The 25,503-nt window shown below is 71.7% G+C and carries 19 protein-coding genes and 1 pseudogene; 7 read left to right on the forward strand and 13 right to left on the reverse strand.

Annotated features, from left to right (window positions below):
• Positions 1-148: 148 nt before the first annotated feature.
• The 5 genes from ACGFR7_RS01200 to ACGFR7_RS01220 are packed head-to-tail and all read right to left on the reverse strand — an operon-like array spanning position 149 to position 7,363.
• Positions 149-2,068, reverse strand: coding sequence for an ArnT family glycosyltransferase (locus ACGFR7_RS01200; RefSeq protein WP_393311640.1), 1,920 nt, complete (start codon positions 2,066-2,068; stop codon positions 149-151).
• Between the two features lie 41 nt (positions 2,069-2,109).
• Positions 2,110-3,150, reverse strand: coding sequence for an NlpC/P60 family protein (locus tag ACGFR7_RS01205; RefSeq protein WP_393311642.1), 1,041 nt, complete (start codon positions 3,148-3,150; stop codon positions 2,110-2,112).
• A gap of 46 nt (positions 3,151-3,196) precedes the next feature.
• Complete coding sequence (locus ACGFR7_RS01210) at positions 3,197-3,679, reverse strand: poly-gamma-glutamate biosynthesis protein PgsC/CapC (RefSeq protein WP_033269075.1); 483 nt, start codon at positions 3,677-3,679, stop codon at positions 3,197-3,199.
• Positions 3,676-5,022 (reverse strand): poly-gamma-glutamate synthase PgsB, encoded by a 1,347-nt coding sequence (gene pgsB / locus ACGFR7_RS01215; RefSeq protein ID WP_393311644.1) that lies wholly within the window; start codon positions 5,020-5,022, stop codon positions 3,676-3,678. Before pgsB ends, ACGFR7_RS01210 begins: the two co-directional genes overlap by 4 nt.
• A 16-nt stretch (positions 5,023-5,038) precedes the next feature.
• Positions 5,039-7,363: a HAMP domain-containing protein gene (locus ACGFR7_RS01220; RefSeq protein ID WP_393311646.1), complete on the reverse strand. Its 2,325-nt coding sequence runs from the start codon at positions 7,361-7,363 to the stop codon at positions 5,039-5,041.
• 990 nt (positions 7,364-8,353) lie between these two features.
• Between ACGFR7_RS01220 and ACGFR7_RS01225 the strand changes: the two genes are divergently transcribed.
• The gene (locus ACGFR7_RS01225) at positions 8,354-9,613 is read left to right on the forward strand and encodes an alpha/beta hydrolase family protein (RefSeq protein ID WP_393311648.1); all 1,260 of its coding nucleotides are present in this window, start codon (positions 8,354-8,356) and stop codon (positions 9,611-9,613) included.
• A 255-nt stretch (positions 9,614-9,868) separates the two neighbouring features.
• Here the strand turns inward: ACGFR7_RS01225 and ACGFR7_RS01230 are convergent, their stop codons facing one another.
• Positions 9,869-10,000, reverse strand: coding sequence for a hypothetical protein (locus ACGFR7_RS01230; RefSeq protein ID WP_393311650.1), 132 nt, complete (start codon positions 9,998-10,000; stop codon positions 9,869-9,871).
• Positions 9,991-10,443, reverse strand: coding sequence for a hypothetical protein (locus ACGFR7_RS01235; protein WP_393311652.1), 453 nt, complete (start codon positions 10,441-10,443; stop codon positions 9,991-9,993). Before ACGFR7_RS01235 ends, ACGFR7_RS01230 begins: the two co-directional genes overlap by 10 nt.
• 414 nt (positions 10,444-10,857) lie before the next feature.
• On the opposite strand from ACGFR7_RS01235, the gene ACGFR7_RS01240 reads away from it, so the two are divergent.
• The gene (locus ACGFR7_RS01240) at positions 10,858-11,577 is read left to right on the forward strand and encodes a hypothetical protein (protein ID WP_393312614.1); all 720 of its coding nucleotides are present in this window, start codon (positions 10,858-10,860) and stop codon (positions 11,575-11,577) included.
• A gap of 159 nt (positions 11,578-11,736) precedes the next feature.
• Here the strand turns inward: ACGFR7_RS01240 and ACGFR7_RS01245 are convergent.
• The 4 genes and pseudogenes from ACGFR7_RS01245 to ACGFR7_RS01260 all read right to left on the reverse strand — a co-directional run.
• Positions 11,737-12,224: pseudogene (locus ACGFR7_RS01245) on the reverse strand (transposase); the annotation flags it as partial.
• Positions 12,225-12,297: 73 nt separating this feature from the next.
• Positions 12,298-13,821, reverse strand: a complete 1,524-nt coding sequence (adh, locus tag ACGFR7_RS01250) for an aldehyde dehydrogenase (RefSeq protein WP_393311654.1) — start codon at positions 13,819-13,821, stop codon at positions 12,298-12,300.
• Between the two features lie 67 nt (positions 13,822-13,888).
• Positions 13,889-15,214, reverse strand: a complete 1,326-nt coding sequence (locus ACGFR7_RS01255; RefSeq protein WP_393311656.1) for a GAF domain-containing protein — start codon at positions 15,212-15,214, stop codon at positions 13,889-13,891.
• 274 nt (positions 15,215-15,488) lie between these two features.
• The gene (locus ACGFR7_RS01260; RefSeq protein WP_393311658.1) at positions 15,489-16,772 is read right to left on the reverse strand and encodes a glycoside hydrolase family 18 protein; all 1,284 of its coding nucleotides are present in this window, start codon (positions 16,770-16,772) and stop codon (positions 15,489-15,491) included.
• Between the two features lie 335 nt (positions 16,773-17,107).
• Between ACGFR7_RS01260 and ACGFR7_RS01265 the strand changes: the two genes are divergently transcribed.
• The gene (locus tag ACGFR7_RS01265) at positions 17,108-18,280 is read left to right on the forward strand and encodes an acyl-CoA dehydrogenase family protein (RefSeq protein ID WP_393311660.1); all 1,173 of its coding nucleotides are present in this window, start codon (positions 17,108-17,110) and stop codon (positions 18,278-18,280) included.
• Positions 18,281-18,652: 372 nt separating this feature from the next.
• Here the strand turns inward: ACGFR7_RS01265 and ACGFR7_RS01270 are convergent, their stop codons facing one another.
• Positions 18,653-19,810, reverse strand: coding sequence for a pyridoxal-phosphate dependent enzyme (locus ACGFR7_RS01270; protein ID WP_393311662.1), 1,158 nt, complete (start codon positions 19,808-19,810; stop codon positions 18,653-18,655).
• A gap of 178 nt (positions 19,811-19,988) precedes the next feature.
• Here ACGFR7_RS01270 and ACGFR7_RS01275 point away from each other — a divergent pair, with 178 nt between their 5' ends.
• Complete coding sequence (locus tag ACGFR7_RS01275; RefSeq protein WP_393311664.1) at positions 19,989-21,128, forward strand: hypothetical protein; 1,140 nt, start codon at positions 19,989-19,991, stop codon at positions 21,126-21,128.
• Entirely contained in the window at positions 21,125-22,237 is a 1,113-nt protein-coding gene (locus tag ACGFR7_RS01280) for a phosphotransferase family protein (RefSeq protein ID WP_393311666.1), read from the forward strand. Before ACGFR7_RS01275 ends, ACGFR7_RS01280 begins: the two co-directional genes overlap by 4 nt.
• A gap of 31 nt (positions 22,238-22,268) precedes the next feature.
• Here the strand turns inward: ACGFR7_RS01280 and ACGFR7_RS01285 are convergent, their stop codons facing one another.
• Positions 22,269-22,697 (reverse strand): hypothetical protein, encoded by a 429-nt coding sequence (locus tag ACGFR7_RS01285; protein ID WP_393311668.1) that lies wholly within the window; start codon positions 22,695-22,697, stop codon positions 22,269-22,271.
• Between the two features lie 209 nt (positions 22,698-22,906).
• Between ACGFR7_RS01285 and ACGFR7_RS01290 the strand changes: the two genes are divergently transcribed.
• Positions 22,907-23,347, forward strand: a complete 441-nt coding sequence (locus tag ACGFR7_RS01290; protein WP_026170119.1) for an Lrp/AsnC family transcriptional regulator — start codon at positions 22,907-22,909, stop codon at positions 23,345-23,347.
• A 57-nt stretch (positions 23,348-23,404) separates the two neighbouring features.
• The gene (locus tag ACGFR7_RS01295) at positions 23,405-25,060 is read left to right on the forward strand and encodes an amidohydrolase (protein WP_393311671.1); all 1,656 of its coding nucleotides are present in this window, start codon (positions 23,405-23,407) and stop codon (positions 25,058-25,060) included.
• The last annotated feature ends 443 nt before the right edge of the window (positions 25,061-25,503 follow it).

Consider the following 25,503-nt stretch of genomic DNA (forward strand, 5'->3'; position numbering starts at 1 on the left):
GCTGTGACCTGGCACGGCGCCGGCGCGGGTCAGTCGGTGTGCGAAGCCGTCGTCTGTCCCGGATGCGGAGTGACGATGCAGCCGCCTGCGTACGGGGGCCGTCGCGGACCGTGAGTGTGTGGGCCGCGGAACTGGCCGTGGGAGGAGGTCATTTGCCTCCAGCGCAGTCGTAGAGGGTGAAGCTTCCGTCCGAGCTCTGACCGTAGGCGCTTGGGGAGACGGGGGTGCAGCTTTTCTTCACCCAGACCGACGCCGGAGTGGACGGTCGGCGCGTGGTGAGAAGGGCGTAGCGCAGTTGGTGGGCGGAGACCAGGTCCCTGAGCCGTGGTGCGGTCGGATAGGGGGTCAGGCCGGTAAAGCCACCCATGACCAGGAGGGGTTGGGGGGTGGCGCGCAGCAGGGGCTCGGCGCCGTAGGCGGCTTGGGTGGCGAGCAGGTACTTCTCCCCGGAACGGTGCGCGGAGAGGTAGTGCAGCAGTGCGGTGTCCCGCGCGGACGGCGTGTTCAAGGGGTTCCGGAGGACCTTGGCCCGGTGATGGTGCGTACCGTGGAAGCCGGGGCCGACCGGTCCGGCCAGGGGTTCGATCGGTGAGCCGGGGTAGCGCGGGTTCAGGCAGGAGGCGGCCCAGACGGCCGGGGCGAGGAGTACGGCCGCCAGCGACGCCGCCAGGGCGCTGTGCATGGCCGCTCGTGTGGTGCGGGGCCCGATGGTCCACAGTCCGACGGTCCCGCACAGGCCGAGCATCAGCACCACCGGCAGCAGCCAGGGCGCGAATTCGCTGTGCGGGCCGTCGATGACCGCGGCCCACAGTGCCGTGAGCCCGACAACGACGGGCAGCGCCGCCCGGCGTCGGCCGCCGGCGCGGTACTCGGACCGGAAGAGCGCGATTCCGCCACCGGCCAGCGCGGCGAGGGCCGGGGCCAGTACGGCCGTGTAGTAGCCGTGGTTGCCGTTGGAGTTGCTGAAGACCACGAGGTGCATCACCAGCCAGCCGCCCCAGAGCAGGAACCCGGCCCGCGGCCCGTCGGTGCGCGGTCGTCCGGCGCGCCACCACACGCCCAGCGCCAAGGCCAGTACGGCGAGTGGCAGAAGCCAGGCGATCTGCGGGCCCACGTCATGGTTGACCACCATGCTCCACCCCGTGTTCCCGCTGGTACGGCTGGCGGTGGTGCCGGCGACGGCGCCCAGCGCGTGTGGGTCGTGGCCGAAGCGGCTCAGCCCGTTGTAGCCGAAGACCAGGGTGAAGGGGTTGTTGTTGCTGGTTCCGTCGAGGTAGGGACGGTTCGCGGCGGGGGAGGCCCATACCAGCAGCAGCCAGGAGCAGGAGACGACGAGTGCGGTGAACCCGGCGAGCAGCAGCCGCCGGGCCCGGACCCAGCAGGGGCCGGGCGCTGCGAACTGGTACACCGCGGCGAAGACCGGCAGGACGAGCCAGGCCTGGAGCATCTTGGCCTGGAAGGCCAGTCCCACCCATGCCCCGCAGACGAGCAGCGGCAGCAGTCTCCCGGTACGGACGGCCTTCTGCAGCGACCCCGCCGCCAGGACCAGCAGCAGGACGAGCAGGGTGTCGGGGATGTTGTGCCGGTTGAGCGCGACGGTGACCGGGGTGAGGGTGAGCGCCAGCGCGGCCAGCAGCCCCGCCAACGGCCCGGCCCAGGCACGCACGATCCGGTGCAGCGCCCAGACGGCGAGGAGGCCCTCCAGCACCTGCGGCAGTACCGCCGCCCAGTTGTACGGCCCGAGGATCCGGACGGAAAGGGCCTGCGGCCACAGCGCTCCGGGGATTTTGTCCAGGCTGATCGAGCCGCTCGGGTCGAGCCCGCCGAAGACGAAGACGTGCCAGTCCGCCGCCATCGACCGCACGGCCGCGCTGTAGTACGGGTGCACCGCGGCACGCCCGAGGGCCCAGGTGTAGAGCACCGCGGCGGCTGCCAGGATCAGCAGCAGGGCGTATGACTCCCGGCTGAGGGGGGTGGGCTGCCGGAGCTTGGCGCGGACGGCGCGGCTGATGTCGCGGATGCGGTCGCGGCGGTCGGTGGGGTCCCGGGTGACGGGGACGGTGGCCATGGCGGGGTCTCTCCTGGGGCGGCGGGCTGGGGACGTCGGCTTCACAGGCGGCGGGCCATGCGGAATCCCTGGGCGTAGAAGCCGGAGCCGTCGAGCGTCGCGCGGCCGGCCCAGTCGCCCATGGTGGGCCCGTTGGCCCGCGAGCGGCTGGAGTAGAAGCGCGGGCGCCCTTCGGTGTCCGGCCCCAGGTAGATGCCGCAGTGGTCGATGCCGTGCGGTCTGCCGATGTCGATGGCGAAGAAGACGAGGTCGCCGGGGAGCAGCTGACTGAAGTCGGCAGGCGGCCGGCCGGTGTTCGGGATCAGCAGTACGCCGGGGGCCCGGGTGGCGATGGCGTAGGCCCGGCGGGGCAGGCCGATCCCCGGGCCGTTGGTGGCGTGCATGGGGTAGCCCATCCGGTAGCCCCAGACCAGACGCATGAAGCCGGAGCAGTCCACGTCCCCGTAGCGCTCCTTCTCCGGGTGCTTGCGGGTGCCGTCCGGGAAGGTCCAGGGAGTGCCGAGGTAGTCGTAGAAGTCGGACTGCTCGTCGCGGTAGTGGAACGACGTCGGAGACTGCCCGGGAACGAGCGGCCCGAAGTGCGCCTTGCCGGCGTAGCGCAGACCCGAGGCGGTGTGCAGATCGTGCGCCCCGTCGCCGTATTGGAAGGCCACGGCGAAGGCGTCCGGACTGCGGTCGGCCAGGGCCTTGGGGAACCACTCCCGGAACCATCGGGTGTGCTCCTTGCCCTGGCTCCATGCGCTGCCCATCAGCCGTATCCAGGCGTCGCTGCGCACCACCGCACTGGTGGTGCGCGGCTCGCTCCAGGTACGGGTCGGGCCGGTCAGCAGCGCGGTGCGGGCGCCGTCGGTGAAGGTGGCCAGCACGCGGTCGTCGGCGGCGCGCACCACCGTACGGGCGGGCGCGGCGCGGCGCTCGAAGCGGTAGCCGCCGGCCGGTACCGGGACGTCACTGTCCGGCGCGCCGCTGCGGAAGTGGTGCCAGGCGTATCCGGTGACCGCTCCGGCGGAGGCCAGACCGGCGGCACAGACCAGGACCTGGCGGCGACTGGGCCTGCCGGACGGGGTGGGGCGGGTGCCCATGTGACCTCCTCGACGTGCGGACGGGTACGGCGGATGCGTGCGGCGTTCAGCCGACGGGCAGGGCCCCCAGCAGCAGCCCGGCGACCAGCACCACGTACGTGCCGAGGGTCACCGCCGTGGTGGAGACCACGGTGGCCGCCAATGGCTGGCGGACCAGCTGATAGGCGATCAGGCCGGGCACGATGAAGCCCAGGGTCTGCGCGGTGTACAGGAGCGGGAACTCGTGCTGGAGGGCGAGCATCACCGTGGTCTGGAGCAGTACGGCGGACAGCACCACGGCGGCGAACAGCCGCTTTCCGTAAAGGATCACATGACGCTGGAGGAGCTTGGTCGCGGCGAGGGTGAGGGCCGTGACGCCGATCATCATCGCGGCCCGGACCACATCGGTGACCAGGGTCAGCGCCAGCCAGCCGGGGGTGATCATGCCGCCGGGGGAGAGGTTGGTGGTCAGATAGCAGATCAGCGAGAAGAGCAGTCCGAGGGCGATCCCCAGTGCGGCGGTCTGCGGAGTGACGATGACGGGGATCACAGCGGGTTCCTTGCGGTTTCGTACCGGGCGTCGGCAGGGGCATCGGCATGGGCGGAGGAGGGGCCTTGGGCGTGTGCGCCGGACGTCGGGCCGTTCATTGACCCCACCCAGCTGTACGGCTCCGCCTCGGGCGGGTGCGCGACCGGAAGCGGCTCGTCGGCGTGGTCCGGGGGCAGCTTGCCGAGGTGGTCCAGGAGGAGTTCGCCCTGGCCGTGGATGTTGCCGACGGCCACCAGCGAGGAATCCGGGGCCAGTTCGGCGAGGAGGGCGTGGGTCAGCTCCTGCGCGTCGCGCCGGTCGCCGCCCAGGTCCACCACCCGTCCCGGCGAGCCCGGCGGGATGCCGTCGCGGGCGCTCTTGGTGGGATGCCCGATGAGGAAGACCGTCTCGGGGGCCAGGTCGGGGACGATCGCTCCCATCTGCCCATTGCGTTCCACCCGGTCCGGGCGGCAGTTGATGACGAGGTTCAGCGGGCGGCGGATCGCCCCGAGTTCCTCCAGCTGACGGACGTTCATCAACGTCGACTCGGGGTCGTTCGCGGCGAAGACATTGGCGAAGCGCAGCCGCTTGCCGTCCGGTGTGCGGTAGCGCTCGACGGAGAGCACGCCGGGGTCCGGCGGCGCCTCCCGCATACCGCGCAGGGCGGTGGCCCGGTCCACACCGAGCAGTTCGGCCACGGCCAGCGCGATGGCGACGTTCTCCTTGAACGTGAACCAACTGAACTCGCGCAGCTCCTCGTCGGTGACCGACTCCGGATCCACGGCGATCAGCCGGCACCGCCGCTTGTCCGCCTCCTCTTCGAGGATGTGCAGCCGCTCCTGCTCGGCGGTGACGCAGACCCCGTCGAACGGCATCGACCGGGACAGCGAGCGGGCGACATCGTCCAGCGTCGGCCCCATTTCGGCGAGGTGGTCCTCGCGCACGTTGCACAGCACGCCGATGGTGGAGCGGATCAGCTTCTCCTGGTTGACCTCCTGCAGCGCGGGCATCACCGCCATGCACTCGATCACCAGGGCGTGCGGCCGGTACGCCGCCGCGCGACGGACGATGCCGATCTGCTCGACGACGTTCGCGATGCCGAACTTCCGGTACACCGGCTCCTCGGTGGCGTCCGGGTGGATGAACCGGGCAGCGGTGCCGGTGGTCTTGGCCACGGTGACCAGACCGCCGCCGCGCAGCGCCCCCGCGCACAGCCGGGTGATCGAGCTCTTGCCGCGAATGCCGTTGACCAGCACCCGGGTGGGGATATGCGCCAGCGCGGCGTAGTGGCGCCGCTGCTCCAGCACGCCGGCGACCAGCAGCACGGCACAGCTCAGCAGCAGGACAACATAGAGGAAAAGCACGTCGGTCGATCCTTCACTACGGTGCGCTGCCGCACTGGAACGAGGGGGCAGGGACAGCGGCCAGACCGGCTCCCGCGCCACGGTCCCGCTCCACCAGCGCCTGCCGGAGCAGTTCCAGACTGCGGGTGACCGAACCGCACTCGTCGTGGTGGACCGGGAACAGCACGGTGCGGCGGTCACCGGCGGCGAGCCGTTCCGCGCATCCCGTGAGCGTGCGCAGCGGTCTGACGACCACGATGTGCAGCCAGCCCAGGCAGGCGCCGCCCGCGGTCAGGGCGAGCAGCCCGGCCAGCATGGTGCGTGCCTGGACCTGATATGCCGCCAGTTTGAGCGCCGCGGCCGGCTCGGCGGAGACCACCCGCCAGCCGAGCCCGGCGGCAGGCCCCTTCTGTGCCAGTGGCGCGGCGGCCACGACCGACAGGCCCTCGCCCGGGGAGGTCCCCGCGTGCAGTACGGCCGATGCCGACTTGCCCGCGCCGCCGGGGGCCGCGTCGGTCTTCGCCACCAAACGGGTGAGGCGCCGGCTGGGAAGGGACTGGAAGGCTTCAAAGCCGACGCTCGCCGCAAGCACTCTGTGGCGCTCGTCGGTCAGCCACACGCTGCCGAGCCCGGCCCGGGAAACCAGGTCGTCCAGCGCGTCCACGCCGATCTCCGCGACGACGACAGCCGGGGCGGTGTCCGCGGCCTTCTTGGCGCCCTTGGCCTTCCCGGGCGCCGGGATCCGGGCGTAGGCGGCGACCGCCGGGATCTTGCCCGACGTGTTGACCTGGGTGATTCCCTCGCCGGTTGGCGGGACGAGGGTGCGCACCGGCTGCTTGCCCACCTGCTGCACGAGGGCACCGGTGCGGTCCAGCACATACAGCGACCGGAACGTGGGGTGGTCGGCGCGTTCGCGCCGCAGCACCTCCGCCGCCCGCTCGCGTGACGCACCGGAGAGGGCCGACGCCGCCGCCGCGAGGTCGGTGCGGCTCCCGCCGAGGGACCGCTGCACCCGGTCGGCGGCGGCCTCGGTGCGTGCCTGCTGATCGGCGACGGCGGCTGCCGGTACGGCCTTGGCCGCCGGTACCCGGTTGAGCAGGAACAGCAGCGGCACCCCCCACGCGGCGATCACGAGAGCGCAGACGAGCACCAGCGCCCGGACACCGGGACGGCGCCGCACCTCCTGCTCCGGCTCCGGCCCCGTCTCGCCGAGCAGTTGGCGGCGTATCGACTCCAGCGCCCGGCCGGCCCTGCCGGGCTCGCCGAACCCGAGTACCGGCACCGGCCGCGCCAACTCCGCACGCTCCTCCGGCACTTCGCCGACGCCCCTGGCCAGCCGGGCGGCGGACAGATGCAGCCGCAGCAGCGGACGCTGCATCGTGCCCCACAGCACCAGGGTGACCAGCGCGGCGATCACCACCAGCGCACCCGCGGCCACCAGGGCGAACCACATGTGGTCGGCTCCCGCCTTCGCCGGAGGCACCTCCCGGGCCGTCAGGACGGTCAGTCCCAGGCCGGAGGCGTCGTCCTTGCCGTCCTCCGAGACGACCGAGGCCCACCCCGTGACCCTGCGCAGCCCGTGGCGACCGTCACCGAGCACGCTGCCCGAGACGTCGCCGGTGTGAACGCTGGTGTTCGCGGCGTTCGCCGCAGCGGCAGGCAGCGCGCGGTGGCCGGTAGCGGCCGCCAGGGCCGCGCCGGTGGTGGGGGCGGAAGCACACACCTTGCCGTTCGGGTCCACCAGTTGTCCGGTGCGCCCCGCTCCGTACACCGCTGGAGCAGCGACCTTTTCGGAGACGACAAACAGGAGTCCGCGTTCCTCCGCTTCCTGATCCCCTCTCAGGTCCCCCGCCTGATCCTGGTTCTCGTCCTGCTTGCGGTCCGCAACGGGGACGGTCACCCGGGCGAAGAGCAACAGCCGCGGTGCGCCAGTGCCGGAAGCGACCACCCGGGGCGCGATGTTGCCGGTATCGGGCCGCGCCAGATCCTTCGCATCCACCCCGGTCAGCGGCACCTTCTCCCCACTGGCCGCCAGCGGTTTGCCGGTGCGCGGGTCGAGCAGCACACCGCCCGCCGCAGGGTGCCCGGTCGGGAGAAGGGACCGCAGAACTGCCGCCGGTTTGCTGCTGCCGGCGGGTGTGGCCGACGCCGCAGAGCGGCGCACGGCCCTGGCACTTGCGTTGATGGAGGTCCCGACCGAGTCGGCGGCATCCTGGGCGATCTGGCGTTCCGCGTCGCTCAGGGCCTGGGGCACCTCCTGTTCGTGAACGGTACCGAGACCGAGAGCGGTCAACGCGGAAACTGCCAGCAGGCCGCAGAGCAGTGCGGCGATCGGTGGGCGGACGCCTCCGAGCATGGGCATGTCGGCGCGGCGTCGGGTGCGGTGCGGACGGGGTGCGCGGGCAACGGCGTGCAGGACAGCGTCCTCTCGGCATGTGGGGAATGGCCGTGCGGCAACTCAACCAGTATGAATACTGGGAACACAGGATAATCACAAGGGTGTTCATTCTGTGCCCTCCATGCCGTCCCATACGGCACTTGGCTCAACTCGCCCTGAGAAGCGGGCGCTTACGCGGTCTCGACATCGTCCCGGCGTGCGGAATTTCCCACGCAACAGCCGGCAGGGTCGTTTGCCCCTTCGTTCCCCATCCGTATTCGCTCCCTCACGTACAGTCGCGGTTGCGCCGAAGGCAGCCACCGAAACTTCCCCTTCCTGAGAAAATGCGCAATTCCACAGGGGGCGGTCGTTCCCGGTCGGCGGTTACGAACTGCCGCGTAATAAAAGCGCTCAGTGAAAACGGTGAGCAAAGTCGAAGCAAACCCGGATCCGATGGCCATCATCATGCGATGGCGTGAACCAGCCACCTTTCACAGAGGCGTGCTGGCCGGGACTGACGCTCCTTCAGTCAACGCACTGAGGCAACGAAACGGTCGTGCACGTCCGGCCTCCCCCGGCTTGGGCCTTGCTGCTGCAACTGGTTGCCCGGGGATGCCGAGTGGCCCGGCGCTGACAACTGCCACCGGCCGCACCAGGGGATTTCCCCTTCGCGCATCCCGCACGGACACGCCACGTTGCTCAACTCGGTGGCATGCGCCACCAGCGCCGACAGACAGTGCCCAGCGCATTGGGGTCCAGCGCAAAAGGCCGGTCACAGGGGCCCGGCGACGGACGGTGTACGAAGCCGACACCGCGCAATTCCGGACGCGTCATGAGCGCTCACCTCACCCACCGCCGTGGATAACTCCCCGCACTATCAAGTGGGTTGGCTGGGCCATGGCAAAACTACATATACGATGACCGCCAGCCGATCGCTGATCACGTGGCGATCACCACCATGGAGGGGGGCTGCCCATGAAGCACGCACGAAGGCGCCACAGCCGGTTGCGCACCCGGGTCGCCGGCACCACAGGACTACTGACCCTCGCCCTGGGCGCCGGGATCGCGCCGGCCACCGCCGCGGAGAAGACCGCCCATGCGCCCATGGCCGCGGCGGCGGCCTTGGACACAGCGGCGTCCGCGGACACGGAAGCGGCCGTGGAACCGCCGCAAGCCCCGGGCCAGCTGACTCTCCCTGCTCCGACCGGTCGCCATCGCGTCGGGACGGTCGACCTCCACCTGCGCGACTCGTCCCGCATGGATCCGTGGGTGCCCGGACAGCAACGCGAGCTGATGGTCTCGCTGTGGTACCCGGCGACACACACGAGCCAGTACCCCGCCGCACTCCTCCCCAACAGCCAGCAGGTGCTGCCGGGCGGGGTGACCCTGCCCACCACGGCCGGGCACACCGGCGCCCCGGTCGCCCGCAAGGACGGCAAGCTGCCGGTGCTGCTGTACTCGCCCGGAGGCCGTGGGAACCGTGCGACGGGCACGGCACTGGTTCAGGACCTGGCCAGCCGCGGTTACCTGGTCGTCACCATCGACCACACCCACGACACCGGCGATGTGGTGTTCCCTGGCGGGCGACATGAGGTGAGCATGCTGCCGCCAGGCACCAAATCGCGCGACTTGATCGACGTCCGGGCGGCGGACACCCACTTCGTCATCAACCAGCTGGCCGAGATGGCCCGCGGCCACAACCCGGACGTGGAACACAAGCAGCTCCCCCACGGGCTGACCCAGGCCGTGAGCACGGAACACGTCGGGATGTTCGGCGCTTCCCTCGGCGGCGGATCAGTGGCCGCCGCCATGCACGCGGACCACAGGATCGACGCCGGCGTGAACCTGGACGGCCAGCTCTTCGGCCGGTCGGAACACCAGCGGCTCGACCGCCCCTACATGCTGTTCAGTTCCGAGCACCACAACCGCAACACCGACGGGAGCTGGGCGCGGCTCTGGGAGAACCTGCACGGAGAGCGGCTCGACCTGAAGCTGCGCGGCTCCGGGCACAACTCCTTCGTCGACAACCAGGTCCTTTTCCCCCAGGCGCCGGGCGCATTCGGGATAACCCCGGAAGTAATGCAGCAGGCACTCGGCACGATCGACCCCAACCGCTCCATCGAGGTCCAACGCACCTACGTCGCCGCCTTCTTCGACAAGCATCTGCGCCACCGGAACAGCCACCTGCTCGACGGCACCTCGCGCCACTACCCAGAGGTCGACTTCATCCGCTGAACCGACCGGACGTCACCGTCGGCCACTGCCCGGCGCGACGGTATGTCCCGGCCGTACACCAGCACCGCACGCTGACCTGCTGCAGACGCTCGACGGTGCCCCGTGGCCCAGGCAGCAACGGACGAGCTTAGAGGGCAATCGAGCAACGTGCACGAGGGCGTGGCACGACATCCGTTTCGCTCCGCAGGTTGATGCGCATGAGGACGCCACTGCTGGTGCCCAGGCGGCTCCACTGCCGTACCCGAGGCGGTCCGACTACCGCAGTTGAGCCAGCTCGTAGCCGAAGGTCACGGCCACAGCTGCCGGCCCTCCCCGCAGCCTCTGGCCGCGGATCAGCACCACCATCAGCCCTCCCAGCACCACCACCGCGGGCACGGTCAGGCGCATGCCGCCGCCACCGGACGAGCAGAACGGACGCGAAACAGCCGGTCCGCCAGCGCAGCAGCGTCGGTGAGGTGCCCGGGAACGGCCGGGAGCAGCCACAGCCGACCATCGCAGCCGCAGCGATGCCGAGCGTCGACCGGACAGGAAAGATCCCGCCCCCGAACACCCAGCCGCTCACCCATCAGGCTGTGCTGGTACTCCGCGGCCACCGGCGCGTAGAGCCGTCGGTGCCGAGGACAGCAGAGGATCGGGCCCACGGGTTCCCCCTCGTAGAGGAGGGCTTCCAGGGCTGAAAGACCTGGCTGCAGGCCAAGCGGCAAGACAGCCCACTCCCGTTCGGTCAGTGGCGCGGGGAGCGGTTTCTCGGCCGGCTGCACCCACCACGCGTACGTCGTGACCGAGGTGACGTCGCGCACGACGGGAGCGGCGTCCGCGACAGCGATCACCGGTGACATACCCACCTCACACCGCGCGACGAGGTGCTTCCCCAGAAGAGGCGCGCCCACCGGCTGGCCACCCCAGACCGATCCAGGTCTGAGGGGCGGTCGATAACCGACCCGGCGAGCGCCCGCTCGTCAGCCGCTGCCCAGACCAGGAGGCACTGGACGCTCTCAGCCAGGCGCACCAGACAGATGCGTGACCCCAGATAGTCTCGCGGCGCCACCTGGCGTTGCACCCGTATGCCGAGGCAACTGCCTTCCGGAGCGCGGGTATCGAGCTCGTGCACGATAGGCGGTGAGGCGTCGAGGGCTTCGGTGGGGCTCGGTGTTCACCGCTGCTGAGTCGAGCTCCGCTCTTTCGTCATAACGATCCTCTGCAGAGAAACCCCTGCAATGCTGTGGCGTATGACGCCGAACCGAGTGACCTTGAATCGCGCAGTCCGCCGCTTCGCAAGTGCTGCTGCGGGGGCCCTACTTGCCGTACTCGCCCTGGGTGCCGCACCCGCGCGTGGAGCTGAACGGACCGCGGATGGGCCCGAGTTCGACTTCTCCGCCTGCCCGACCGTCGATGAGCTGCCCGCGGGTGCGGACCCCGGGACCTGGCGCTGCGAGGTCATGCACGCCACGGGGCATCTGCGCATGGGCGCCATCGACGAGCCGCTCACCGAACCTATGAAGATCACCTTTGCGGAAGGCCGTGTGGACGGTGAATTCCGCCAGGTCTTCGGGGAGATGACCGCTGCGCCGATCCGGGTGGGAGGCACCCCGTTGACCCTGACTCCGCAGTACGGCGGCTACTCGGACTTTCTGTCCGACGGCACCCGGCGCGGCGAGTTGGACATCAAGTTCGCCATAGGCTGGGCGCACGGGCTGCCTGCCCTGCCGTCGTCGGGCTGCTCGGTGGGCAGCGATGGGGACGCGGTCCACCTTGTACTCAAGGACACCGATCCCACCCGGGTGATATCCAGGGACCCCCTGGTCGCCGCCTTCGGTGCCAAGGACGCGGAGTTCGCCGCCCCGGGCACCAGTGGCTGCGGCCCCCTGAGCCGCGCGCTCGACCGGGCCCTGGGCCTGCCGTCCGCTGCGGGGGCGAACGCCTTCGACATGGATGTCACGGTGGCCATCCGACCCTATATGTAGACCGGTTCGGTTGAGTAATCGTCAATACCTGTCAGCCAGTTGAGGTGGTTCAGGCCGCGTTGAACCTCGGAGCATTCTACGAGGTGGCCGCGCTGGAAACGGGCTCCGGCCCGGACGAGGGCGACGAGGAGAGGTGCGTTCACGGCCCGCCAGCGGACTTGGGCGGACTTCGTTGATCGCGTTCCAGAAGCCGAGATCGCCGTCGCCGACGGCGAGGACGGGAGCGCGCATGCCGCGTCGCCGGCAGTCCCGCAGCAGGCTCGCCCAGGACTGTGACGATTCACGGTAGCCGTCCGCCATCGCGATCAATTCCCTGGTGCCCTCCGCGCGCACGCCCATCACCACGAGCACGGTGGCCTTCGCTTCTTCCAGGCGTATGCACAGGTGGATGCCGTCGGCCCGGACGTAGACGTAGACGTAGTCCGAGGCCGACAAGTCGCGTTCCATGAACGCCGCGTGATCGGCCTGTCCCTGGGCCGTCAGCCCGTCACGGTCGCCGGTGACAGGCCGGCGGCCGAGCCGAGGAACTGCTCCGACGCGGGCACGAAGTCGCCGGAGGACAGGCCATGCAAGTACAGCAGCGGCAGCACCTCACTGGTCTTCGGGCTCTTGCGGCACCACGGCGGAAGGATCGCCGAGGAGAACCGTCCGACTGCCAGCGGGCCGAGGGAGAGGCGCCTGACGGGCGAAAGCCCAGTTCAGGCGCCTCTTCTTGGACGCCTAGAAGAAGCCCAGCTTCTTCGGCGAGTACGACACCAGCAGGTTCTTCGTCTGCTGGTAGTGATCCAGCATCATCTTGTGGTTCTCCCGGCCGATGCCGGACTGCTTGTAGCCGCCGAAGGCCGCGTGCGCCGGGTAGGCGTGGTAGCAATTGGTCCATACCCGGCCGGCCTGGATGGCGCGGCCCGCGCGGTAGGCGGTGGAGCCGTCACGGGTCCAGACGCCCGCGCCGAGGCCGTAGAGCGTGTCATTGGCGATGCCGATCGCGTCGTCGAAGTCGCTGAACGGGGCCACGGCGACCACCGGGCCGAAGATCTCCTCCTGGAAGACCCGCATCTCGTTGTTGCCCTCGAAGATCGTCGGGCGGACGTAGTAGCCGCCCGCCAGTTCGCCGCCGAGCTCGGCGCGGGAGCCGCCGGTCAGGACGCGTGCGCCCTCCTTCTGACCGATGTCCAGGTAGGAGAGGATCTTCTCCAGCTGGTCGTTGGAGGCCTGTGCGCCGATCATGGTGTCGGTGTCGAGCGGGTGGCCCTGGACGATCTTCTCCGTGCGTGCCACGCCGGCTTCCAGGAAGTCCTGGTAGTGACCGCGCTGGATCAGCGCCCTGGACGGACAGGTGCACACCTCGCCCTGGTTGAGGGCGAACATGGTGAAGCCTTCCAGCGCCTTGTCGTGGAAGTCGTCCACCGCGGACGAGACGTCGTCGAAGAAGATGTTGGGGCTCTTGCCGCCCAGTTCGAGCGTCACCGGCCGCAGGTGCTCGGACGCGTACTGCATGATCAGGCGGCCGGTGGTGGTCTCGCCGGTGAAGGCGATCTTGGCGACCCGGGGGCTGGAGGCCAGCGGCTTGCCGGCCTCGGCGCCGAAACCGTTGACGATGTTGACCACGCCGGGCGGCAGCAGGTCAGCGACCAGGCTCATCCAGTAGTGCACGGAGGCGGGGGTCTGCTCGGCCGGCTTGAGGACCACGGCGTTGCCGGCGGCCAGTGCCGGGGCCAGTTTCCAGGTCGCCATCAGGATGGGGAAGTTCCAGGGGATGATCTGGGCGACGACCCCGAGCGGCTCGTGGAAGTGGTACGCGACGGTGTCCTCGTCGAGCTCCGACAGGGAGCCTTCCTGGGCACGGATGGCGCCCGCGAAGTAGCGGAAGTGGTCGATGGCGAGCGGGATATCGGCCGCCAGCGTCTCCCGTACGGGCTTGCCGTTCTCCCAGCTCTCCGCGACCGCCAGGGCCTCCAGATTCTGTTCCATCCGGTCGGCGATCTTGTTGAGGACGGTGGCGCGTTCGGCGGCGGCCGTACGGGCCCAGCCGGGCGCGGCCGCGTGCGCCGCGTCCAGGGCCCGCTCGACGTCCTCGGCGGTGCCCCGCGCGATCTCGGTGAACGGCTGCCCGTTGACCGGGGTCAGGTTCTCGAAGTACCGGCCCAGTGCGGGCGCCACGAACTCGCCGCCGATCCAGTGGTCGTAGCGGGGCAGGTAGCTCATGACGGCATCGGCGGAACCCGGGCTGGCGTAACGGGCCATGGTGCGGCCTCCCAATCGCTCTCGGCGCGGTGCCCGCCACTCCCGTGTGACGGGCGTTGGGCGCAGGCTATGGCGGGGGAGGTTGCGTGAACGTTGCGACGCGCGCGGCGGCGGGCGCGGGCACGGCACGGAGGGAGGCACCGGTCGTCAGGCCGTACGCCGCGCGCAGCCGGTCCGCGGTCGCCATCGGTGTGGTGCGGGCCGGAGAGCGCTCCGGGAGGGCGTCCACCAGGGCTTCCCAGACCTCCAGGTCGTCCTCGCCCCAGGGGGTGCGCGACCACTCGCGCAGCAGGCCGGGGTCGCGGGTGCCCAGGAGCGTACGCCGGAGCCGGTCCTCCAGCGCACCGCGCAGCCGCTGCACGCCGGGCGCTTCCGACAGCGGCAGCATCGGACCGCGGTACGCGCCCAGCGCGGTGCGCACCTCACCGGCGTCCAAGGCCTCCTCGACGGTGCACAGATCGGTCTCGACGGGTCGGCTCAACCGGTACGGCCGCGAATGCAGCAGCGTGCCGACGAGCTGGCGCAACCGGGACAGCTCGGCCCGCAGTGTCACCGGGCGCATCTCGCGTTCGCCGTACAGCAGCACCGAGAGCTGATCACCTGTCAGCCCGTCGGGGTGCCGGGCGAGCAGCACCATGATCTCGCTGTGGCGCCGGCCGAGCCGCAGCCGCTGCCCGTCCACCACCAGCAGCGCCTCGTCCCGGCCGAGCGCCGACAGGCAGACGCCCGACTCGGGTGCGCCGGAGGCGAGATGGGCTTCCGCGGCGCGTGCGGTGGCCTGTACGAGAGCCAGGCTGTGGGGGCTTGCCAGATGATCGCCGCCGGTGATGTCGACCGCGCCCAGCAGCCGCCCGGTCCGCGGATCGTGCAGCGGGGCGGCGGCGCAGGTCCAGCGCTGCACCCGCCGGTTGTAGTGCTCGGCGGCGAAGATCTGTACGGCGTGATCGGCGGCGAGCGCGGTGCCCGGGGCGTTGGTGCCGGCGTGCCGTTCGTCCCAGCGGGCGCCGATCACGAAGTTCATCCGCTCGGCACTGCGCCGCACCCCGCGGTGCCCCTCCACCCACAGCAGCCGCCCCTGCGGATCGCAGACGGCCAGCAGGTGCGCGCCGTCCTGCGCGAAGCTGCCCAGCAGCTCCCGGAAGACGGGCATCGCGCGGGCCAGCGGATGCCCGTCCCGGTAGGCGCCCAGCGTGGCCTCGTCCAGGTCGATGGGCGCGGCGCCGTCCGCCGCGGCCTTGGCGTCGGCAGAGCGGCGCCAGGAGTCGGCGACCACCCGGCGGACCGGTGGCGCAACGGTCCCGTCACTGAGGAAGGCCGCATGGGCCCGGCGCACCGTCCGCGTGCGCTCCACCGGATCGGCACCGGTCTCCATCGCCAGCCAAGGGTTGACCACGTGTCACCTCTTCACCTGCGGTTCCTGCCCTTACGGCCGATGGTGCTCGTACCGGGAGGGAGCGTAAACCCCGTTGGCGCGCCAGGTCACCCACGGGCGTCACTGTGGTCACCACGTGCGCAGCCGTCACCGTGGCTGCCGTGCGCGCAGCCGTCACCGGAGAGCGCCGCCGTGCCGGTGCCGGGCGCAGCCGTGCACCGGACCCGGCCGCTGCCGCACGAGGGGCGGGCGGGAGGCCGCCGCCTCCCGCCCGCCCTGTTCCGCTCCTGCCGGCCTACCTGATCGCCTGGATCAGCTCACCGCCGGCGGTGTCACCACTCAGCTCCCAGAAGAACGTGCCGCCCAGGCCCTGCGCGTCCTTGTAGGCCATCTTCGTGCCGATGGTCTCCGGGGTGTCATAGCTCCACCACTGGTCGCCGCACTTGGCATAGGCGGTGCCGCCGACCTTGCCGGTGGCCGGGCAGCGGCCCTTGAGCACCTTGTAGTCGTCGATGCCGGCCTCGTACTTGCCCGGTGCCGCGCCGGTCGCGGTACCGCCCGGCGCATCCTGGGTGACGCCCGACCAGCCACGGCCGTAGAAGCCGATCCCCAGCAGCAGCTTGCCCGCCGGAACGCCGAGGCCCTTGAGCTTGGCGATGGTGTCGGTGCTGTTGAAACCGGCCTTCGGGATGCCGCTGTACGACGTGAGCGGGGAGTGCGGCGCCGTCGGGCCCTTGGCGTCCCAGGCGCCGAAGTAGTCGTATGTCATCGGGTTGTACCAGTCGACGTACTGCGCCGCGCCGGCGTAGTCGGCCGCGTCGATCTTGCCGCCGGACGAGGCGTCCGCGGTGATCGCCGCGGTCACCAGGTTGCCCGCCCCGAACGCCGACCGCAGTGCCCGCATGACCTTGGTGAAGGCGTCCCTGCCGCTGGTGTCGCAGGTCAGGCCGCAGGCGTTGGGGTACTCCCAGTCGATGTCGATGCCGTCGAAGACGTCCGCCCAGCGCTTGTCCTCGACCAGGTCGAGGCAGGAGCGGGCGAACGCGTCGGGGTTTTTGGCGGCCTCGCCGAAGCCGCCCGACCAGGTCCAGCCGCCGAACGACCAGATCACCTTGAGGCCCGGGTGCAGCTTCTTGAGCTTGCGCAGCTGGTTGAAGTTGCCGCGCAGCGCCCCGTTGTCCCAGGTGTCCGCCTTGCCGTCGACGCTCTGGTCGGCGGTGTAGGCCTTGTCGTAGTCGGCGTAGGAGTCGCCGATGGCGCATCTGCCGCCCTGGACGTTGCCGAAGGCGTAGTTGATGTGGGTCAGCTTGGCCGCCGAGCCCGAGGTCTCGATGTTCTTGACGTGGTAATTGCGGTCGTAGACACCCCAGTTGGTGAAGTATCCGACGACCTTGTTGCCCGCCGCGACGGGCTGCGCGGCGGGCTGGGCGGCCGCGGACGGGTGGTGTGCGGCAGGGGCGCCTGCCGGGTCGGCGGCGGCCGGTCCGGCGAGCAGGGTGCCGGCCAGTGCCGCCGTACACAGCGCGGTGGCGGCGGCGATCACTTTGCGCGGTGAGCGCATCCGGTGCGGTCTGAGCATGGTGTCTCCTCGGAGGGGGGCGAGGGGTGGAGCCTGACCTGCGTCCGAATTGGCATGAACGCGTTGAACGTTGGGGGAGAAGGTAGAAGGACTAGACCAGTGCGTCAATGGTTCGGACCAATACGGTGACCGTGCGGTGCGGGGCCGATTCCCGCAGTCCGTGATGATCAACCCGTGACGCGAGGCCGCCGATCGGGCATACTCCTAGCGCCACCGCCGCAGGTCATCGCCTTCCGCGACCCGGAACGCGATCATCGGCCTGGCACGACGAAACCGGCGCCGCCGCCCACCCCGCGCGTGTCGCCGCAGCGCCCGACAGGGAGGAGAGCGCCGCCATGACCGAGTACGGCCCCCGGCCGGTGGACCGCAGGCTGCCCACGGAGGAAGCCCGCGACCTGTTGACCCTCGTACGTGAGCTCGCCGAGCGCGAGATCAGGCCAACGGCCGCCGAGGAGGAGGACGCCGGCCACTTCCCGCGCGAGACCTTCACCCTGCTGTCGGAATCCGGACTGCTCTCGCTGCCCTACGACGAGGAATTCGGCGGTGGCGGCCAGCCCTACGAGGTCTACCTCCAGGTTCTGGAAGAGCTCGCCGCCGCCCGGCTCACCGTCGGCCTCGGCGTCAGCGTCCACACCCTCGCCTGCCATGCGCTCGCCGGATACGGCACCAAGGAGCAGCGTGCCGAACATCTGCCGGACATGCTCGCCGGCGGACTCGTCGGCGCGTACTGCCTCTCCGAGCCCTCCTCGGGCTCCGATGCCGCCTCCCTGACCACCCGGGCGACCCGGGAGGGCGACACCTGGCGGCTGGAGGGCACCAAGGCCTGGACCACCCACGGTGGCGTGGCCGACTTCTACACCGTGCTGGCCCGCACCGGCGGCAGCGGCGCCCACGGCATCACGGCCTTCCTCGTGCCCGGCGACGCCGAAGGGCTCAGCGCCGCGGCGCCCGAGCGCAAGATGGGCATGAAGGGCTCCCCGACGGCCCAGCTGCACTTCGACGCCGTCCGTATCCCCGACTCCCGCCGCCTCGGGGACGAGGGCCAGGGCTTCGCCATCGCCCTGTCCGCCCTGGACTCCGGGCGCCTGGGGATCGCGGCCTGCGCCGTCGGTGTCGCCCAGGCCGCGCTGGACGAAGCGCTCGCCTACACGGCCGAGCGGCAGCAATTCGGCCGCCCGATCGTCGACTTCCAGGGCCTGCGCTTCATGCTCGCCGACATGGCCACCCAGATCGAGGCCGGCCGCGCCCTCTATCTCACCGCCGCCCGGCTGCGCGACGCCGGTCTGCCGTTCTCCAAGGAAGCGGCGATGGCCAAGCTGTTCTGCACGGACACCGCGATGCGGGTGACCACCGACGCCGTCCAGCTCCTCGGTGGCTACGGCTACACCCTCGACTTCCCGGCCGAGCGCTATATGCGCGAGGCCAAGGTCCTGCAGATCGTCGAGGGCACCAACCAGATCCAGCGGATGGTCATCGCCCGTCATCTCGCGGGGCCCGAAACGCGCTGAGCGGGGGCGGGCGGGGCGAGTCGGGGGGGGGGCGGCGCGCGGCCCGCGGCCCCCCCCCCCCCCCCCCCCCCGCCCCCCCGCCCCCCCCCCCCCCCCCCCCGCCCCCCCCCCCCCCCCCCCGCGGGCCCCCCCCCCCCCCCCCCCCCCACGCCACGTACNNNNTGCTGCGCCGTCCTCCGGGGGGGCCCCCACCGGGGGGGGGGGGGGGGGGGGGGGGGGGGGGGGGGGCGCCGGGGGCCGCGCGGGCCCCCCCCCGCCCGGCACGCCTCGCGCCCGCCGAGCCCGCCGCCCGCCGGTCCGCTCGCCCGCCCATCATGCCTCCGCCCATCAGGCCTCCGCCCATCATGCCTCCCGCCCATCAGCCTCCCGGCCTCAGCCCGCGAGCCCCTTGAGCCCCGTGGCCGTCCCGATCGCGACCACCAGGGTGCCGGGTGTGCGGGCCGGATCCCGCGCCACGGCGGACCCGACGGCGGAGGACGGCTCCAGGATCAGGCCCTGTGCCGCCAGCCTCCGGGTTTCCGCCCCGATCGCCTCGTCGTCCAGTGCCACGGCCGTGCCCGCGGTGCGCCACAACGCGTCGAGCCCCTGCCAGCAGGGCCGCGCGTCGCCGAGGGAGAACGCCACCGTGGGCCGGGCCGCCACCCGCATACGCTCCTGGTCCGCGCGGTCCGGGCAGCGCAGCGCGGCGGTGAACGGCGCCGCGGCGGACGGCTCCGCGGCCACCAGCCGGGGCTCGTGTGTGATCAGTCCCGCGGCCGCCAACTCCCGGAAGCCGCGGCCGATTCCGGCCAGCAGGTCCGCCCGGCTCGTGGGCACCACCACCACGTCGATCCGCCGCCCGGCAAAGTCCCGCGCCAGCTCGTAGGCGACCGACTTGTACCCCTCGTTGGCGTACGGATTCCCGCCCGGCGACGGCGAGGAGTAGCTGGTCAGCGGGTACCAGTGGTGTTCCTCGACGGCCTTGGCCATCGCCGCGTTCCGTGTGTCGGTGGTGCCCGGGTGCACCCTCCGCTCGGCGCCCAGCGCATCGATCTGGGCCCGCAGCCCGGCCGGCACCTTCTCGTTGGTGAACACCACACAGCGCAGCCCGGCCCGCGCCGCATAGGCCGCGGCCGCCGCCCCGGCATTGCCGGAGGATGCGGCGACCACGGTGTCGGCACCGGCCGCCGCCGCCGCGGCCACCCCGACGGCCATCGCCCGGTCCTTGTGCGAGCCGGTCGGATTCCCACCCTCGTATTTCAGCCACAACTCCCCGGCGGGGGCGCCGTCCTGGGTCTGCTCCGGGTCCGTCCGCAGCCGGATGCACGGGGTGTTGCCCTCTCCCAGCGTGACCGGTGGTCCGGAGACCGGCAGCGCCGCCGGCAGGCCCCAGGGCCCGCCCGGATACGCGGCGAGGTCCACACCGGCCAGATCCGCGAGCGGGGGCATCGTATTGACGCCGATGCCCTCCGCGGCACAGGTCCGGCACCCCGCGAAGCCCTCCGAGACACGGGCGCAGCGCAGACAGTGCAGGGGAGGTAGTGAGGTCACCGTGGCTCCAGGGGTCGGTTCGGCATCGACTCAGAAGGTAACAGGTGAATACCTGATTGACCCCCTACTCAATTTCGGAGGTCTGGTCGTCCGCCGTTAGCTGACGTAGCGTCAATTTCCGCCGTCGGGGGCCGGGTCCGCGGCGACGCCCTGACGACCGCGCGCCCAGGAGGAGACCGTGCCCGACCGCCCGATCGCGCTCGACGAGTACCCGATCCACCAGGTGCCGCTGTCCATGCGGCATGTCGCCACCGGGGACCGCAACGCCTACGACCGGTGCATCTTCCACGTCATGGACCACTCCGGCCGCGCCCTGCTGATCGCAGGCCTCGGCGTCTACCCCAACACCGGTGTCATCGACGCCTATGCCACCCTCCGCCTCGGCGACCGGCTGCACGCCGTACGGGCCTCCGACGCGCTCACCGACGACCGCACGGCCCTCACCGTCGGCCCGCTCACCGTCACCGTCGAGGAGCCGCTTGCCCGCCTGCGGCTGACCTGCGCCGCGGACCCCGGCGACCCGGACGGCCTGGCCTACGACCTGACCTGGACCGCGGCGTTTCCCGCCACCTGGGAGCCGCACCACACCCAGTACCGCGGCGACCGGCTGCTGCTCGAAGGCCGGCGGTTCGTCCAGGCGGGCACCTGCAGCGGCAGCATCAGGGCGGCCGGCCAGGAGCTCGCCGTCACGGCGGGGGAGTGGACCGGCACCCGCGACCGCAGTTGGGGCGTACGCCCGATCGCCGGTGAGGACGGCGGGCGGGCGGCCGAGGAACTGCGGCCCGAGGGCTTCCACTGGATCTGGTGCCCGGTGCGCTTCGACGACCGCTTCGTGATGGTCATCGTCCAGGAGGACGCCGACGGCCACCGCACCCTGAACGAGGCCGCCATGGTCCGCGAGGGCGCCCGCGATGCCCAACTCGGCTGGCCGCACACGGACATCAGCTACCGCCCCGGTACCCGCCACCCCGAACGCGCCGTCATCCATCTCACCGATCCGGCCCGCAGGCCCCTCGACCTCACCGCGGAAATCCTCACCTCCTCACCCCTCGCCGTGGGCGCCGGCTACCCTCCGGCGAGCGCCGACGACTGGCAGCACGGCACCTGGCGGGGCCGCGGCTGGACCGACCGCCGCAGTTACGACCTCTCCGACCCGGCGGCCCACCCCCTCGCCGCCTACGGAGTCACCGACCACGCCGCCCGCTTCACCCTCGAAGGGCGGACCGGCTACGGCATCTTCGAGCACGGCAGCTTCGGCCGGCACGACCCGAGCGGCTTCACCGGCTATGACTCCGTCGCGCAGGAGGCCGGACAGTGAGCACGGCGCCCCGGCCCCGCACCACCACCCGCGATCCCGAAGCGCTGACCCGCCGGCTCACCGCCTGGCTCGGCACCCGGCTCCCCGGCGCCCGCGCCGTCTCCCCGGCCGTGCCGGACTCCAACGGCATGTCCAGCGAGACGCTGCTCTTCGATATCGACCACCCCCGGCCGCCGTCCGAGCCGGAGGACGTTCCCCGCTCCTGCGCACTGCGCCTCGCCGCCGACCCCGCCGCGTACACCGTCTTCCCGCGCTACGACATGGCCCGGCAGTACCGCACCATGCGGCTGGTCGCCGAACACACCGACCTGCCCGTGCCCCGCACCCTCTGGCTCGAGGAGGATCCGGCGTACCTCGGCGCGCCGTTCTTCGTCATGGCGCGCGCCGCCGGCCGCGTACCACCGGACGTCATGCCCTATACGTACGAGGGGAATTGGCTGTACGACGCCACCGACGCCCAGCGCGACCAACTGGAAGCCGCCAGCGTGTCGGTCCTCGCCCGGCTGCACGACCAAGTCCCCTCCGGAGCGGCCGACTTCCTCGCCACCCCCGGAACAGGAGACGCACTGCAGCGTCATGTGGCGGCGCAACAGGCCTACTACCGCTGGGTCGTTGACGGCCGCCCACGCTCACCACTGATCGAGCGCGGCTTTGCCCGGCTGGCCGACCTGTGGCCGGCGAACCCGGGGGAGACCGTTCTGACCTGGGGCGACGCCCGGATCGGCAATATCGTCTACGACGGCTTCGAGCCGGAGGCGGTACTCGACTGGGAGATGGCCGCCCTCGGCCCCCGCGAACTCGACCTGGGCTGGATGGTCTTCCTCCACCGCTTCTTCCAGGACCTCACCGAGAGCGGCGGCCGGCGGGGGCTGCCCGGATTCCTGCGCCGTGACCGCGTCGAGGACCGCTATGCCCGGCTGACCGGGCACCGCCCCCGCGCCATGGAGTTCCACACCCTCTACGCGGCCCTGCGGCACGCCATCGTCATGCTGCGGGTGGCCTACCGGCAGGTCCACTTCGGGGAACTTCCGGCCCCGGCCGCCGACGCCGATGCGCTGATCCTGCACCGGGGGGCCCTGGAAGCGATGATCGAGCGCCGCTACTGGTGAGACCGGGCGGTGTACGGGCCTGCCGGCGCTCTCAGCTGAGCGGGCGCATCCGCGGCACCCGGACCGGCCGGGTGCCGGGCCCGCCGAGGTGCGAGAACGGCTGGCGGCGCCAGTCCAGGCTCTCCGGGAGCGTCAGCAACACGGCCGCGTCCTGCTCCTGGGCGTCCAGGGTGCCGGCGGTCCTGGGGGCCTCGGGCACCGTCCGCCCGGAGCCCTGGCACACCGTCAGGCCGAAGGGGTTCCACGGCGAGGCGCACAGTGCGTGCTCCGGGAGCGTGTCCTCGTCCGCCAGCAGGGCGATTGGCTGCAGGCAGTCGGGGCAGGTGACGCGGTAGATCTCGTAGGTGTCGAAAGAGTCGACGTCCGCACCGTCGTCGCCGAAGCCGCCGGGACCGTCGCCCTCCTGGGCGCCGATGTGTGCGGCAGCAGAGTCCTGCTCAAGGCGTCGCATGATGTCCATCCCCCTCGGGTGGGTCGGTCGTACCGCTGACTTCCTGTGACGGGCGGTCCCGGCCACCAGCAGCAATTCCCTTCATGCCGCACGCATAATCGCGGGCACCCCGCCGACACCGGATCACATGTGTGGCATTGGTCACACGGACCGGCGCGAAGGGGTCCACGATCCGGCGCACGGTGCGCATACGCCCCCGCGCACAGTAGGTTGAACGCGTGGAGGAGTTGGACCGACAAATCGTGGATCTGCTCGTCAAGGACGGGCGGATGAGCTACACCGACCTGGGCAAGGCCACCGGCCTGTCCACCTCGGCGGTGCACCAGCGAGTGCGCCGCCTGGAGCAGCGCGGTGTCATCCGGGGCTATGCCGCCATCGTGGACCCCGAAGCCGTGGGCCTGCCGCTCACCGCCTTCATCTCGGTCAAACCCTTCGACCCCAGCGCGCCGGACGACATCGCCGACCGCCTTGCCGAGGTCCCCGAGCTGGAGGCCTGCCACAGCGTCGCCGGTGACGAGAACTACATCCTCAAGGTCCGGGTCGCCACCCCGCTGGAGCTGGAGCATCTGCTCACCCGCATCCGGACCCTCGCCGGCGTGTCGACCCGCACCACGGTCGTGCTCTCCACCCCCTACGAGGCCCGGCCGCCGCGCATCTGACCGGCGAGCGCCCCCCTGCACGCGGCCCGTCCGTCCGCAGGGGCCAAACTGTCCGGTATGAGCGAGCCCCTTTCCCACCCGGCCCCCAAGCACCCTTCCCGGCCCCGCACCGTCCTGCTGCGCGGCGGTGAGGTGCACAGCCCCGCGGACCCCTTCGCCACCGCCATGGTCGTGGAAGGCGACCGCATCGCCTGGGTCGGGGAGGAAGGCGCGGCCGACTCCTTCGCCGAGGGCGTGGACGAGGTCATCCCGCTCGACGGTGCGCTCGTCACTCCCGCGTTCACGGACGCACATGTGCACACCACGGCGACCGGTCTCGCGCTCACCGGCCTCGATCTGGTCGGGGTCGGCACCCTGTCCGGCGCGCTCGCCCGGATCCGCGCCTACGCGGACGCGCGCCCGGCGGACCGCATCCTGCTCGGACACGGCTGGGACGCCGGCGTATGGCCGGAGGGACGCCCGCCGTCCCGCGCCGAGCTGGACGAGGCCACCGGTGGCCGCCCGCTCTATCTCACCCGGGTCGACGTGCACTCCGCCGTCGTGACCACGGCGCTGCTGGATCTGGTCCCCGGCATCCGCGACCGGGACGGGTTCCACGACGGTGCCCCGCTGACCGGTGCCGCCCATCACGCGGTGCGCAAGGCCGCTTACGCCACCGTCACCCCCGCCCAGCGGGCCGAGGCCCAGGCCGCGGCGCTCGCCCGCGCCGCCTCGCTCGGCATCGGCAGCGTCCACGAGTGCGCCGGTCCGGACATCTCCGGCGAGGACGACTTCACGGGGCTGCTCGCCCTCGCCCGGGAAGGCAACGGCCCCCGCGTCATCGGCTACTGGGCCGAGCTGATCGCATCCGCAAAGGATGCCGAGCGGATCCGTGAACTCGGAGCGCTCGGCGCCGCGGGCGATCTGTTCGCCGACGGCTCACTCGGCTCCCACACCGCCCATCTGCACGCCCCCTACGCCGACGCGGGCCACACCGGCACCGCCCAGCTCGACGCCGAGGACGTCGCCGCCCATGTCGCCGCCTGCACCGAGGCCGGGCTCCAGGCAGGCTTCCACGCCATCGGCGACGCCGCCCTCACCGGCGTCGTCACCGGCGTACGCGCCGCCGCCGACCGGATCGGCCTGGACCGGGTCCGCGCCGCCCGGCACCGCGTCGAGCATGCCGAAATGCTCACCGAGCACACCCTGGCCGGCTTCGCCGACCTGGCCCTGACCGCCTCCGTCCAGCCCGCCTTCGACGCGGCATGGGGCGGCGAGGACGGCATGTACGCCGCCCGCCTGGGCGCCGACCGGGCCCGCACGCTCAACCCGTACGCCGCGCTGCTCAAGGCCGGTGTCCCGCTCGCGCTCGGGTCCGACAGCCCGGTCACCCCGCTCGATCCCTGGGGGACGGTGCGCGCCGCCGTCTTCCACCGCACCCGTGCCCACGGCATCTCCGCCCGCGCCGCGTTCACCGCCCACACCCGCGGCGGCTGGCGCGCCATCGGCCGGGACGACGCGGGCGTCCTGGTGCCCGGCGCCCCCGCCGACTACGCGGTCTGGCGCACCGGCGACCTGATCGTCCAGGCCCCCGACGAGCGGGTGCAGCGCTGGTCCACCGACCCCCGCTCCGGCACCCCCGGCCTGCCCGATCTCACCCCCGGCAACGACCTCCCGGTGTGCCTGACCACGGTCGTCGGCGGGCGGACGGTCTTCGGGCCGCCGAACGAGTGACATCGCGCGGGCAGGTGCCGGCGCGGGCTGCGCCTGCCGCTCCTTGCCTCACTTGGGGGCGCTCGCGGCTGACCTGGGGCGACGCGAAACGACGCAGGTGCAGCACCTGTTGACAGCAGACGGTCGACGGCCGGTAGGTTCGGCCGAGTCCACCACCAGGACGTCCGACCGGGAGACCTCCGCGCAGTCGTCGAACGCAGCTGGGCCATGGGGCGGTGCGCCACTGGGCACACCGCCACTGGGAGCCAGGTCCAGCACCAGCGGCACGGGACAACGGAGTGTTTCGGCTGGATGGGGGTCCCTCCCTGCTCCGTGGGAGCTTGGGGGAAGGTGCGACCCGGGTGGGGCCCGGACGCTCAGTAGACAACGGCTTTCGGTCGACCCGCAGCCAGCGGGTCCCAGGTCGGCCCGAAGGGCGCCGGGCCCCTATCCGCACCGCGCCG

The sequence above is a fragment of the Streptomyces sp. NPDC048516 genome, from assembly GCF_043199875.1.
Classification (GTDB): domain Bacteria; phylum Actinomycetota; class Actinomycetes; order Streptomycetales; family Streptomycetaceae; genus Streptomyces.

Coding starts and splice junctions, on each gene's coding strand:
- ACGFR7_RS01200 (WP_393311640.1), bottom strand. CDS start 2,068: ATGGCCACCGTCCCCGTCACCCGGGACCCCACCGACCGCCGCGACCGC.
- ACGFR7_RS01205 (WP_393311642.1), bottom strand. CDS start 3,150: ATGGGCACCCGCCCCACCCCGTCCGGCAGGCCCAGTCGCCGCCAGGTC.
- ACGFR7_RS01220 (WP_393311646.1), bottom strand. CDS start 7,363: ATGCCCATGCTCGGAGGCGTCCGCCCACCGATCGCCGCACTGCTCTGC.
- ACGFR7_RS01225 (WP_393311648.1), top strand. CDS start 8,354: ATGAAGCACGCACGAAGGCGCCACAGCCGGTTGCGCACCCGGGTCGCC.
- ACGFR7_RS01230 (WP_393311650.1), bottom strand. CDS start 10,000: ATGCGCCTGACCGTGCCCGCGGTGGTGGTGCTGGGAGGGCTGATGGTG.
- adh (WP_393311654.1), bottom strand. CDS start 13,821: ATGGCCCGTTACGCCAGCCCGGGTTCCGCCGATGCCGTCATGAGCTAC.
- ACGFR7_RS01260 (WP_393311658.1), bottom strand. CDS start 16,772: ATGCTCAGACCGCACCGGATGCGCTCACCGCGCAAAGTGATCGCCGCC.
- ACGFR7_RS01265 (WP_393311660.1), top strand. CDS start 17,108: ATGACCGAGTACGGCCCCCGGCCGGTGGACCGCAGGCTGCCCACGGAG.
- ACGFR7_RS01285 (WP_393311668.1), bottom strand. CDS start 22,697: ATGGACATCATGCGACGCCTTGAGCAGGACTCTGCTGCCGCACACATC.
- ACGFR7_RS01295 (WP_393311671.1), top strand. CDS start 23,405: ATGAGCGAGCCCCTTTCCCACCCGGCCCCCAAGCACCCTTCCCGGCCC.